The sequence below is a fragment of the Pseudomonas sp. zjy_15 genome (genome assembly GCF_043101865.1).
Taxonomy (GTDB): Bacteria; Pseudomonadota; Gammaproteobacteria; order Pseudomonadales; family Pseudomonadaceae; genus Aquipseudomonas; species Aquipseudomonas putida_Y.
On the sequence record NZ_JBICII010000005.1, the window covers coordinates 22,977 to 34,765 of the forward strand.

Here is an 11,789-nt window from a genome sequence, read left to right on the forward strand (position 1 = left end):
GTGGGCATGTTCACGGCGTTTTTCAGGATCTGCCCCATGCAATTGGACCGTGCCACTGGCTGGTTCCACGGAATCGGAATCACCCATTGCCCCTCGCCGAACTTCAATGCGCGCCCCGAAGGCGAATCGATTTCCCTGCTGGTGATTCACAACATCAGCCTGCCCCCGGCCTGTTTCGGCACGGGCAAGGTGCAGCAATTCTTCCAGAACCGCCTGGCCCCTGATGAACATCCGTATTTTGCCAGCATCAACCATCTGACCGTGTCAGCGCACCTGTTCGTCGAGCGTGACGGCGCGGTGACTCAGTTCGTGTCGTTGCATGACCGTGCCTGGCATGCGGGTGTGTCGAGCTTTGACGGGCGCGAAGGCTGTAACGACTTTTCCATCGGCATCGAACTGGAAGGCACCGACGACCTGCCCTATACCGATGCCCAGTATGCGGTGCTGGAGCAACTCACCCGGCACATCCGCAGTGCCTGGCCGGCCATCGACCTGAACCGCATTCAGGGCCACAGCGACATTGCCCCGCAGCGCAAGACCGACCCCGGCCCGGCCTTCGACTGGCCGCGCTACCGCCAGGCGCTGCAGCACAACGAGGACAAGGCATGAGTTTTCTGGTGTTGGTGCTGGCGCTGTGGGTCGAGAAGTTTTCGGCGCTGCGTCATCAGGTGCAGCGCGACGGGTTCTTTATTGGCGAATTGGTGCGTCTGGAGCGCAGCGGCAAGGTGCACCCATGGTGGACGTTGGCCATCCTGGTGTTGGCACCGGTAGCGTTGCTTGTGTTGTTGCTGCATGTGCTGGAGCCAGTGGCCTATGGCTTGCTGGCGTTGCCGGTGCACCTGCTGGTGCTGATCTACAGCCTGGGCCGCGGCGATGCCAAGGCATCGCTGGGGCCGTTTCGTGACGCCTGGCGGCGGGGGGACGATCAGGCGGCGCTGCACGTGGCCGAGCGCGACCTGGGCCTGGTGGCCGATGAACCGCACACCCTGCTGGTGCGGGTGCAGGGTAATTTGCTGTGGCAGGTGTACCAGGGCTTTTTCGCGGTGATCTTCTGGTATTTCGTACTGGGCCCTGGCGCTGCGCTGGCTTATCGACTGTTGGCGCTGTGTGGTGAACACAGCAGGCAGCCGGCGCTGAAGGTGCGTGCCGAGCAGTTGCGGCACATCATGGACTGGTTGCCGGTGCGGGGGCTGGCGTTGAGCTTTGCCCTGGTGGGCAACTTCCTTGCGGTTACAAGGGTGATGCTGCACGAGGTGCTCAACTGGCACATCAGTGCCGGGCACCTGGTGGCTCGGGTCGGGCGCATTGCCGATGACATTCCCGAGGAAGAGGACAGCCAGCGCGGGTTGGGGCGGTTGGACAGCCTGTGGGAACTGCTGTTGCGCTGTGCAGTGCTGTGGTATGCAGGGTTCGCGCTGTGGACCGTGCTGGTCTGAATCGGGACCAGGCGCATCCCACGGGAATCCCGTTCACCTGAGTTTCACCAGCCAAACAACGCGCAAGCATTGCGGGTGCTGGCCTGTGCCAGCACCTCGACATCCAGTCCCATCACTTGCGCCAGTGCCGCGGCAATGTCCGGCAGATGCTCCGGGCTGTTGCGTACCCCCGGGTACATCACCGGTGCCATGTCCGGTGCATCAGTCTCCAGCACCACGCTGTCCAGTGGCAGCCGCGCCAGGGTCTTGCGCAGCCGCAGTGCCTGCGGCCAGGTAGCCGCACCGCCCAACCCCAGCATGAACCCCAGCTTGATGTACTCGCGGGCCTCTTCGTAGCTGCCGGCAAACGCATGAATCACCCCCGCCCGCGCAGGCTTGTAGTGCTTGAGCGTGGCAATCACCTGGGCATGGCTGCGGCGCACGTGCAACAGGGCCGGTAGTTCGAAGTCGCAAGCCATCTGCAGTTGCGCTTCGAACAGCGCCTGCTGGCGGGTCTTGTCGAGGTCTGTGAGGTAATAGTCCAGGCCAAACTCACCCACGGCACATAGCCGCGGGTTGTCGCGCAGGCGCTCCAGCCACTCGCGCAGTTGCAGCAGGTGCTCAGGTCGATGCTGGTCGAGGTAAACTGGGTGCAGGCCAAGCGCGGCGAACAGGCGCGGCTCGGTGCAGGCGAGTTCCCACACCCGTTGGAAATTCGCCTGGTACACCCCCAGCACCACCATCCGCTCCAGCCCACGCGCCGCCGCGTTGGCCAGCAGGCGCGGGCGGTCGGCGTCGAAGTCGGGGAAGTCCAGGTGGGTGTGGGTGTCGATCAGGCGCATGTTCAGGCCGCTGAGATGCGTTGCTTGAAGGTGCGGCCAACAGCATGAACGCCGGGTTCATAGCGTTTTTCCTCGATGGCGGCCAGTGCCAGTTCAAGCGCGGTGGCGGCAATCTGGCCGTGCTGCTGGGCCATGGCATTGACCGGCAGCGGCAGGAAATCGAGCAACTGGTTGTCGCCAAAGGTACCCAGCTGCAGTTGGCGCGAGTCGACCGGGCGCGCCTGTAGGGTGTCGAACACGCCCTGCAACAGCACGTACGACGTGGTCACCAGAGCATCCGGCAGGCCGCCCAGGTCGTCGATCAGTTGTTGCATCAGGCGTTGGCCGCACTCACGGCTGAAGGCTTCGCCCTGATAGCGGCGCACTTCGCCGGCATAGCCTTGCAGGGCCTCGTCGAATCCGCCGGCACGCGCCTGGCTAACCGACAGCTCGGGGCGTGCGCCTATCAGGGCGATGCTGCGTGGGGCCGCGCTGAGCAGGCTGGCGGCCAGCTGGCGGCTGGCATCGCGGTCGTCGCTGATCACCGAGCAGAAGTGTGCGGGGTCCAGGCGGCGGTCGATGGCTATCACCGGCAAGCCTTTGTCCTGCAGCTCGCGGTAGCTGTCATCTTCTGGCGGCAGGCAACTGGCAACGAACAGCGCATCGCAGCGCCGCGCACGGAACAGCTGCTGCAGTTGGCGCTCGCTGTCTGGCTGGTCGTCGCTGCTGGCGATCAGCAACTGGTAGCCGCGGGCGCGGGCGCCTTGCTCCAGTTGCTTGGCAATGCGGGCGTAGCTGGGGTTCTCCAGATCCGGGAGAATGAAGCCCAGGGTGCGGGTATGCCGGCTGCGCAGCCCAGCTGCCTGCGGGTTGGGGGTGAAGCCGTGGGCTTCGACCACCGCGCGTACCCGCTCGACAGTACTGTTGCTGATGCGCTGCTGTTCTGCCTTGCCATTGATGACGTAGCTGGCAGTGGTCACGGACACACCGGCCAGACGGGCGATATCGCTGAGTTTCACCGAATTTTCCTTGTTATTACCGGGGCTGGCTGTAAGGCCGGACCGGGTAGTTTGACCCGGTACAGGCATCACGCGCAGACGACCATTGTCGCAATTGTCCGACAGGATGGGGCTTTTTACTGGGCAGATTATCGAGTAACGTGGCCGCCTGGTCAGATTAAACGTTTCAGCCGCCGATTTTTCTGCCTCGGCTCCACCCGTGCAAGGTTGCTGAACTGGCCCTTTATGTGAATTTCACAACAATACTCCAGTACCCGAACGGGAACTGCAAAAGGAGAAGGTCATGCTCGAGCTCGCCAATGAGCAGATAGCCATGGGCCAGAAGGCCGCCGACAAGGATGAGGCATTGCGCCTTCTGGCGGATCGACTGGTTGCGGACGGCCTGGTCGCCGAGGGTTACCTGCAAGGGCTACAGGCCCGGGAGGCACAAGGCTCCACGTTCCTTGGCCAGGGCATCGCCATTCCCCATGGTACGCCGCAAACACGCGATCTGGTGTATGCCACCGGCGTGCGGCTGCTGCAGTTTCCCGAGGGGGTAGACTGGGGTGACGGGCAAATGGTCTACCTGGCCATTGGTATTGCCGCCCGCTCCGACGAACACCTGCGCCTGCTGCAGCTGTTGACCCGTGCGCTGGGCGAGACCGACCTGGCCGAAGCCTTGCGCCGGGCCAGCTCAGCCGAAGCGCTGCTCAAGCTGCTGCAGGGCGCGCCACAAGCGTTGGCGCTGGATGCGCAACTGGTGGGGCTGAACTTGCCGGCTGAAGACTTCGACGAACTGGCCTGGCGCGGTGCGCGCCTGTTGCAACGTGCCGACTGTGTCGACAGTGGCTTTGCCGCCGTGCTCCAGCAGGCCGAGCCTCTGCCGCTGGGCGAGGGCCTGTGGTGGCTGCACAGCGAGCGCCAGGTTCGTCAGCCGGGCCTCGCCTTCATCACCCCGCAGCAGCCGCTGCGTTACCGCGACCAGCCGCTCAACGGTCTGTTCTGCCTGGCCAGCCTTGGCGCCGCTCACGAGGCCCTGCTTGAGCGTCTGTGCGAAGTGCTGATCGAAGGCCGCGGGCAGATGCTCTACCAGGCCACCAACAGCCGTGCGGTACTGGAAGTACTGGGCGGCGAAGCGCCGGCGGACTGGCCCAGCGCACGTGTCGTGCTGGCCAATCCACATGGCTTGCATGCCCGCCCGGCCAAGGTGCTTGCACAACTGGCCAAAGGCTTTGAAGGGGAAATTCGTGTGCGCCTGGTCGATAGCGCGCAGCCAGCGGTATCGGTGAAGAGCCTGAGCAAGCTGCTCAGCCTCGGCGCCCGCCGTGGTCAGGCACTGGAGCTGGTCGCCGAGCCGAGCATCGCTGCCGATGCCTTGCCGGTGTTGCTGGCCGCTATCGAACAAGGCTTGGGTGAGGAGGTGGAACCCCTACCGCAGAGCGTCACGCCCATTGCCGATGACGTACCCGAAGTACTGCAAGCGCCAGCGGCCGGCAGTCGTATCCAGGGTGTGGGTGCCGCCCCCGGCATTGCCAGCGGCCCGGCGCATGTCTGTGTCGAGCGTGAGTTCGACTATCCCTTGCGGGGTGAATCGTGCGCCCAGGAGCGGCAGAAGCTGCGCGAAGCGTTGGCCATCGTCAATGGCGAACTGCAGGCTTTGGTCCTGCGCAGCGACAAGGCCATTGGCGAAATTTTCGTCACCCACCAGGAAATGCTTGCCGACCCGGCCCTGACCGACGATGTCGAGCAGCGCCTGGCCCAGGGCGAAAGTGCCGCGGCCGCGTGGATGGCCGTGATCGACGCCGCGGCCCGCCAGCAAGAGGCATTGCACGATGCGCTGCTTGCCGAGCGCGCTGCCGACCTGCGCGATATCGGCCGCCGCGTGCTGGCGCAGTTGTGTGGTGTGCAGGCGCAGGCTGAACCCGAGCAACCCTATGTGCTGGTGATGACCGAAGTCGGTCCATCCGATGTCGCCCGCTTGGATCCCACCCGGGTTGCCGGTATTGTCACCGCCCAGGGCGGCGCCACGGCCCACAGTGCCATCGTTGCCCGGGCTTTGGGCATACCGGCAGTGGTCGGCGCCGGTGCGTCGATACTGCTGTTGGACAGTGGCACGCCGCTGCTGCTCGATGGCCAGCGTGGTGTGGTCAGCGTCGCACCGCCAGCGGATGAACTGCAGCGGGCGCTGGCCGAGCGTGACCTGCGCGAGCAACGCCTGCAGGCCGCCTGGGCCAACCGCTTCGAGCCGGCCATCACCCGGGATGGGCATGCCGTCGAGGTGTTTGCCAACATCGGCGATAGCAACGGTATCGCCAAGGTGGTGGAGCAGGGCGCCGAGGGTGTGGGCCTGCTGCGCACCGAACTGATTTTCATGGCCCACCCTCAAGCGCCGGATGTGGCTACCCAGGAAGCCGAGTACCGCCGCGTGCTCGATGGCCTTGATGGGCGCCCGTTGGTGGTGCGTACCCTGGATGTCGGCGGCGACAAACCGTTGCCTTACTGGCCGATCGCTGCCGAGGAAAATCCCTTCCTCGGCGTGCGCGGCGTGCGTTTGACCCTGCAGCGCCCGCAAGTGATGGAAGACCAGTTGCGCGCGTTGCTGCGGGCCGCCGACCAGCGCCCGCTGCGTATCATGTTCCCGATGGTTGGCCAGGTGCACGAGTGGCGTGAGGCTCGGGCCATGGTGGAGCGCCTGCGTGCAGAAATCCCGGTAGCCGACCTGCAACTGGGCATTATGGTCGAGGTGCCTTCAGCGGCCCTGCTGGCAGCGCAATTGGCGCGCGAAGTGGACTTCTTCAGCATCGGCACCAACGACCTGACTCAATACACCTTGGCCATCGACCGTGGCCACCCCAGCCTCTCGGCACAGGCCGATGGCCTGCACCCGGCGGTGTTGAGCCTGATCGACATGACCGTGCGCGCCGCCCATGCCCACGGCAAGTGGGTGGGCGTGTGTGGCGAGCTGGCGGCCGACCCGCAGGCGGTGGCCGTGCTGCTGGGGCTGGACGTGGACGAACTCAGCGTCTCCGCGCGCAGCATCGCCGAAGTCAAGGCACTGGTTCGCCAGGCCGATCATCAGACAGCCCGCGCCCTGGCGCGCGAGGCCCTGCAACAGGACAGCGCCGCAGCAGTTCGCGCGCTGGTGGAGCGTTACTGAATGGCCAAGATCCTCACTCTCACCCTGAACCCGGCGCTGGATATCACCATCGGCCTGGACGCTCTGCGCCCAGGGCAGGTCAACCGTAGCCAGGCGCAGCACAGTCACGCCGCGGGCAAGGGGCTGAACGTTGCCCAGGTACTGGCCGACCTGGGGCACAGCGTAACCGTTGGCGGTTTCCTTGGGCGCGACAATCTGCAGCCCTTCGAGGCGCTGATCGACGGTCGCGGTTTTACCGACTGCTTCGTCCGTGTGCCGGGCGAAACCCGCAGTAATATCAAGCTGGTCGAGGCCGATGGCCGCGTTACCGACATCAACGGGCAAGGCCCGGAGGTGGACGAGGCGGCACGCAACGCCTTGCTGCACAAACTGCAACAGATTGCCCCAGGTCACGATGCCGTGGTGGTGGCTGGTAGCCTGCCGCGCGGGATCAGTGCCGACTGGTTCCGCCAGTTGCTCGAACTGTTGAAGGCTCAAGGCCTCAAGGTTGTCCTGGACAGCAGTGGTGAAGCCCTGCGTGTCGGTTTGCAGAGCGCGCCCTGGCTGGTCAAGCCCAATACCGAAGAACTGGGCGAAGTGCTGGGTCTGCCTGTGGATAACCTGGCGCAACAGACGGCTGCCGCCAAGCGCCTGCTGGCCAGTGGCGTTGAACACGTGGTGGTGTCTGCGGGCGAGCAGGGCGTCAGTTGGTTCAGTCGTGACCTGGCCATGCACGCCCGCCCACCCAAGGTGCGGGTTGCCAGCACGGTGGGGGCGGGGGATTCGCTGGTGGCCGGCATGGTCCACGGCCTGCTGCTGGCCGAGGCGCCTGCGCAGACGTTGACCCGAGCCACTGCCATCGCCGCCCAGGCCGTTACCCAGGTTGGCTTCGGTATCCGTGACCGCGAGCACCTGGTGCAACTGGAAGCGGCCGTGCAACTGACAGAACAACAAGAGGGTTGCCGATGAACATTGCCATAGTCACCGCCTGCCCCAATGGCCAGGTATCGAGTGTACTGAGCGCACGCTTGCTGTCCGCCGCTGCCCAGCGGCGCGGCTGGAGCACCAGCGTCGAAGTGCAGAATACTGAACACCCCGAGCGGCAGCTGAGCGCCGCACAGATCGCCGAGGCTGACTGGGTGCTTGTGGTCAGCACCGGTCCGGTGGACCTGGCCCGCTTCGTCGGCAAGCGCCTGTACCAAAGCACGCCATCCCAGGCGCTGGCTGATCGCGAAGGCTTTCTCGACGAAGCGGCGGCCAACGCCGAGCTGCTGGCCGCAGTGACAGATGGCCCGGCCGCCGCTGGCAGTGCTGGTACCCGCATCGTTGCCGTGACTGCTTGTCCGACCGGCGTAGCCCATACCTTCATGGCCGCAGAAGCCTTGCAGCAAGCCGCACAGCAACTGGGCTACCAGTTGACCGTCGAGACCCAGGGCTCGGTCGGTGCGCGCAATCCCTTGTCTGCTGAAGCCATCGCTGCGGCGGACGTGGTGTTGCTGGCCGCCGACATTGAAGTTCCCACTGCACGTTTCGCCGGCAAACGTATTTACCGTTGTGGTACCGGCATTGCCCTCAAGCAGGCCCGCGCCACTCTGGACAAGGCCTTGGCGCAGGCCACGGTGGAAAACGGCGCCGACGCCGCAGCGGCATCCACGCCGACGAAGGGCGAGAAAACCGGCGTGTACAAGCATTTGCTTACCGGCGTGTCGTTCATGCTGCCGATGGTGGTGGCCGGCGGCCTGCTGATTGCCCTGTCGTTCGTGTTCGGTATCGAAGCCTACAAAGAGGCGGGCACCTTGCCGGCGGCGTTGATGCAGATTGGCGGCGAAGCCGCCTTCAAACTGATGGTGCCGCTACTGGCGGGTTATATCGCATGGTCCATCGCCGACCGCCCCGGGCTGGCCCCCGGCATGATCGGCGGCCTGCTGGCCAGCACCTTGGGTGCCGGCTTCATCGGTGGCATTGTCGCCGGTTTCCTTGCCGGTTACAGCGCCAAGGCCATTGCCCGATGGGCGCGCTTGCCCAGCAGCCTGGAGGCGCTCAAGCCAATCCTGATCATTCCATTGCTGGCCAGTCTGTTCACTGGCCTGGTGATGATCTACGTGGTCGGCCAGCCGGTAGCAGCGATGCTCGAAGGCCTGACGCACTTCCTCGACAGCATGGGCACCACCAATGCCATCCTGCTGGGGCTGTTGCTGGGCGGCATGATGTGCGTCGACCTTGGCGGGCCGATCAACAAGGCCGCCTATGCGTTCTCGGTGGGGCTGTTGGCCTCGTCGAGCTACGCGCCAATGGCGGCGACCATGGCCGCCGGCATGGTGCCGCCGATCGGCTTGGGCATTGCCACCTTCCTGGCCCGGCGCAAGTTCGCCCAGAGCGAGCGCGAGGCGGGCAAGGCGGCGCTGGCGCTGGGGCTGTGCTTCATCTCCGAGGGGGCGATTCCGTTTGCCGCCAAGGACCCGTTACGGGTGATCCCGGCCAGTATCGCCGGTGGTGCGTTGACCGGGGCATTGTCGATGTATTTTGGCTGCAAGCTGATGGCGCCGCATGGCGGCTTGTTCGTGTTGTTGATCCCCAACGCGATCAACCATGCGTTGCTGTATTTGCTGGCGATTGTGGCGGGTAGCCTGGTGACAGCGGTGGTGTATGCGGTTATCAAGAAGAGCGAGCGTGTGGAGTTGGCCGTGGCGCCTGCTAAAAGTGTATGAGCAGACCTCGTTCTGTGGGAGCGGCCTTGTGTCGCGAAAGGGCCGCAAAGCGGCCCCGGCAATCTAAGTTGCGAAGCTGAAAATCTGGGGCTGCTTCGCAGCCCTTTCGCGACACAAGGCCGCTCCCACAGAGCCCGCGTTGGCCTTTCAACGGCGATGCTTCTGCCGCAACGGCACCAGCAGATCACCCAGCCCGTTGTGATCGATCTCATGCATCAACGCCAGCAACCCACCCAGTTCCCCTGCCGGAAAGCCCTTGCGCGCAAACCACGCCAGGTAGTCCCCCGGCAGATCCGCAATGATTCTCCCCTGGTACTTGCCGAACGGCATGCTGCGGGTCACCAGTAGTTCGAGGGTTTCCGGCTTCATCTGCGCGCACCTGGCTGTGGAAAGGCGCCGACCATACTGCAATCTGCACGAAGCCCCAAGCGGCAATCATGCAGAACGCCGTTACCAGCTGTCGTCTCTTGTATGTAAGTCATTGAATAAAAAGAAATTTATTTTTGTGTTAAGCGTGGCACGAACGCTGCATTTCCCTAGAGGACTATCACCTGCCAAGGAGTTCGACCATGAGCAACCCCAACAAAGACGTGATCGACGTACTCAACGACCTGATCGAGTACAGCAAGGATGGCGAGAAAGGTTTCAAGGCTTCGGCCGATGATGTGAAGAACCCCGAGCTGAAAGCGTTCTTCGTCCAGCGCGCGGGTGAGTGCGCCAGCGCTGCCAGTGAATTGCAGGGCGAAGTCCGTCGCTTGGGCGGCGACCCGGAAACCTCCACCAGCATCAGTGGCGACCTTCACCGCGGCTGGGTCAACCTCAAGTCGATGGTCACCGGCAAGGACGAGGAGGCGGTGCTGAACGAGGTGGAACGTGGCGAGGACCACGCCCTCAAGGCCTACAAGGAAGCCCGTGAGAAACTGGTGAAACTGGGCCGCACTGCCAGCGACATGACCTACAGCCTGGTGGAGAAGCAGCTGCAAGGCGTGCAGCGCAACCATGACCAGGTCAAGGCCCTGCGCAACGCCGCTCGCGCCCGCTCCTAATCGAGCGGGCCCTCTACCCGATTGCGGCCATTGGCCTTGGCCCGGTAGAGCGCTTCGTCCGCAGCACCCAGCAGCCTGCCAAGGTCCTGCTGGGTGCCGGACAGACCGATACCGATGCTCACGGTCACGGCGTGAGCATCATCCTCAAACGGCGCCAGCGCCTCGACGCTGGCGCGGATGCGTTCAGCCAGTAGCTGGGCCCCGGCCAGATCGGTTTCCGGCAGCACCACCTGAAACTCCTCCCCACCGTAACGCGCGGCCAGGTCCGCCGGGCGGCGAATGCATGCTTCGATGGCCCGGGCCACCTCGCGCAAGGCATGGTCGCCACCGGCGTGGCCATGGCGCTGGTTGAATGCCTTGAAGTGGTCCACATCCACCATCAATATCGCCAGCGGCTTACGGTTACGTTGGGCGCGGGCCCATTCCTGGCGTAGCACATGGTCCAGCTTGCGGCGGTTGGCCAGGCCGGTCAGGCTATCGGTGGAAGCGAGCATGGCCAGGTCTTCTTCTGCTTCGTGGCGGCGGCGCAGTTCGCGGCCCAGCAGCAACGTCAGCCAGAGAATGCCCACGCACAGAGCGCCGGTGGCGACGCTGACGACAATGGCGGTACGGCGCCAGGACTCGAACACCTCGTCGGCCGAGTGCACCACCAGCACGATCAGGGGCAACTGCGCGACTCGGGCGAAGGTGAACATGCGGAGTTTGCCGTTGATGTCGGAGCGGGCGGTGAAGTTACCGCTCTGTTCAGCGATGATGCGCTTGAAATTGGGCCGTTCGGTGTAGGAGGTTCCAATCAGTGGGTCCTGCGCGCGGTAGGGCTGGCGGACAAGTAACTGCCCGTCGGTATTGAACAGGTTGATGCTGCTGTCGTGGCCAATGTCCAGGCGTTGGAACAATTCACTGATGTACGACAGGCGCAGCGCACCCGCTGCCAACCCGGCGAACTCGCCATTGGGGCCGGAGATGCGCCGGCTGAAGCTGATACACCAGTCCAGGTCGCCGAGCTTGGCCTTGAAAGGGGGGCCCACCAGCAAACCGAGGTTGGCATTCTGCTGGTGAGCCTTGAACACCCCGGTGTGACCGAAGTTGGCCTTGCGTGGCACGCTGCTGGTGGAGTCGCCGACGACATTGCCTTGCTTGTCCAGCCACAGCACGTCACCGCGCTTGCGGTCGATGAAGGCTTCATTGAACAGCAGGCGCTGGCGTATCGGACCGGAGACCTCCGGCAGTTCCTTGCGCCCGACGGCCCAGATCAGGCCTTGCAGTGACTGGTCGTAGAGTTCGACGTTGCGCAGGATGTCGCTTTCGATCAGCTGGACGATGTTGTTCGACGAGCGCACCGCCGACTGCTCGACACTTTCGCGCTCGCGAGCAAGCAGGTAGCTGACGATGGCCACGATGGCGAGCACGGCAAGGCAACTGCCCAGGTTGAGGATCAGCTCGGGGTGCGACCTGTAGACTGCGAAACGCGGGGACTGGGTGGGCATGCTCGCTACTGCGTGGGCAGGGCCATTCGCGGCGGCAATATTCTAGGGAAGCGGGCATTGTCGGACAAGATTTGTCCGACGGAAGCACGGTGTACCGTACTTTTCGATTGGCCGTCGTGTAGGAGCGGGTTTACCCGCGAAGAGGCCGGCCCTGCTGGCCAATCTCCACCCGCCGTTC

Annotated in this window: 10 protein-coding genes; 6 read left to right on the top strand and 4 right to left on the bottom strand. The window is 64.3% G+C overall.

Annotated elements, in window-relative coordinates; genetic code table 11:
* Positions 1–36: 36 nt before the first annotated feature.
* A complete protein-coding gene (gene ampD / locus ACF8EF_RS00535) occupies positions 37–609 on the top strand; it encodes a 1,6-anhydro-N-acetylmuramyl-L-alanine amidase AmpD (RefSeq protein ID WP_004575862.1) in 573 nt (190 codons plus the stop codon).
* A complete protein-coding gene (ampE, locus tag ACF8EF_RS00540) occupies positions 606–1,436 on the top strand; it encodes a regulatory signaling modulator protein AmpE (protein WP_176685000.1) in 831 nt (276 codons plus the stop codon). The genes ampD and ampE overlap by 4 nt, the downstream gene beginning before the upstream one ends.
* Before the next feature lie 44 nt (positions 1,437–1,480).
* Here ampE and ACF8EF_RS00545 read toward each other — a convergent pair whose 3' ends face one another.
* Positions 1,481–2,257, bottom strand: coding sequence for a TatD family hydrolase (locus ACF8EF_RS00545; protein ID WP_392461997.1), 777 nt, complete (start codon positions 2,255–2,257; stop codon positions 1,481–1,483).
* Between the two features lie 2 nt (positions 2,258–2,259).
* A complete protein-coding gene (gene cra / locus ACF8EF_RS00550) occupies positions 2,260–3,255 on the bottom strand; it encodes a catabolite repressor/activator (protein WP_176685002.1) in 996 nt (331 codons plus the stop codon).
* 283 nt (positions 3,256–3,538) lie between these two features.
* On the opposite strand from cra, the gene ptsP reads away from it, so the two are divergent.
* The 3 genes from ptsP to ACF8EF_RS00565 are packed head-to-tail and all read left to right on the top strand — an operon-like array spanning position 3,539 to position 9,078.
* Positions 3,539–6,391 (top strand): phosphoenolpyruvate--protein phosphotransferase, encoded by a 2,853-nt coding sequence (ptsP, locus tag ACF8EF_RS00555; protein WP_392461998.1) that lies wholly within the window; start codon positions 3,539–3,541, stop codon positions 6,389–6,391.
* Positions 6,392–7,339 carry a 1-phosphofructokinase gene (gene pfkB / locus ACF8EF_RS00560; protein ID WP_176685004.1) on the top strand — a complete coding sequence of 316 codons (948 nt, stop codon included), beginning with the start codon at positions 6,392–6,394 and terminating at the stop codon, positions 7,337–7,339.
* Positions 7,336–9,078 carry a PTS fructose-like transporter subunit IIB gene (locus tag ACF8EF_RS00565; protein WP_209967974.1) on the top strand — a complete coding sequence of 581 codons (1,743 nt, stop codon included), beginning with the start codon at positions 7,336–7,338 and terminating at the stop codon, positions 9,076–9,078. Before pfkB ends, ACF8EF_RS00565 begins: the two co-directional genes overlap by 4 nt.
* 147 nt (positions 9,079–9,225) lie before the next feature.
* On the opposite strand, the gene ACF8EF_RS00570 is transcribed toward ACF8EF_RS00565, so the two are convergent.
* Positions 9,226–9,447, bottom strand: coding sequence for a DUF3820 family protein (locus ACF8EF_RS00570; RefSeq protein WP_003247308.1), 222 nt, complete (start codon positions 9,445–9,447; stop codon positions 9,226–9,228).
* 200 nt (positions 9,448–9,647) lie between these two features.
* Here ACF8EF_RS00570 and ACF8EF_RS00575 point away from each other — a divergent pair, with 200 nt between their 5' ends.
* Positions 9,648–10,124 (top strand): PA2169 family four-helix-bundle protein, encoded by a 477-nt coding sequence (locus ACF8EF_RS00575; RefSeq protein WP_176685006.1) that lies wholly within the window; start codon positions 9,648–9,650, stop codon positions 10,122–10,124.
* Here the strand turns inward: ACF8EF_RS00575 and ACF8EF_RS00580 are convergent.
* Positions 10,121–11,611, bottom strand: a complete 1,491-nt coding sequence (locus tag ACF8EF_RS00580) for a sensor domain-containing diguanylate cyclase (protein ID WP_392462000.1) — start codon at positions 11,609–11,611, stop codon at positions 10,121–10,123. The two genes, ACF8EF_RS00575 and ACF8EF_RS00580, sit on opposite strands and share 4 nt — an antisense overlap.
* Positions 11,612–11,789 lie beyond the last annotated feature (178 nt).

What these genes read in the sequence shown, in the direction of transcription:
- ampD (WP_004575862.1), top strand. Translation starts at nt 37, where the DNA reads ATGCAATTGGACCGTGCCACTGGCTGGTTCCACGGAATCGGAATCACC.
- ampE (WP_176685000.1), top strand. Translation starts at nt 606, where the DNA reads ATGAGTTTTCTGGTGTTGGTGCTGGCGCTGTGGGTCGAGAAGTTTTCG.
- ACF8EF_RS00545 (WP_392461997.1), bottom strand. Translation starts at nt 2,257, where the DNA reads ATGCGCCTGATCGACACCCACACCCACCTGGACTTCCCCGACTTCGAC.
- ptsP (WP_392461998.1), top strand. Translation starts at nt 3,539, where the DNA reads ATGCTCGAGCTCGCCAATGAGCAGATAGCCATGGGCCAGAAGGCCGCC.
- pfkB (WP_176685004.1), top strand. Translation starts at nt 6,392, where the DNA reads ATGGCCAAGATCCTCACTCTCACCCTGAACCCGGCGCTGGATATCACC.
- ACF8EF_RS00565 (WP_209967974.1), top strand. Translation starts at nt 7,336, where the DNA reads ATGAACATTGCCATAGTCACCGCCTGCCCCAATGGCCAGGTATCGAGT.
- ACF8EF_RS00570 (WP_003247308.1), bottom strand. Translation starts at nt 9,447, where the DNA reads ATGAAGCCGGAAACCCTCGAACTACTGGTGACCCGCAGCATGCCGTTC.
- ACF8EF_RS00575 (WP_176685006.1), top strand. Translation starts at nt 9,648, where the DNA reads ATGAGCAACCCCAACAAAGACGTGATCGACGTACTCAACGACCTGATC.
- ACF8EF_RS00580 (WP_392462000.1), bottom strand. Translation starts at nt 11,611, where the DNA reads ATGCCCACCCAGTCCCCGCGTTTCGCAGTCTACAGGTCGCACCCCGAG.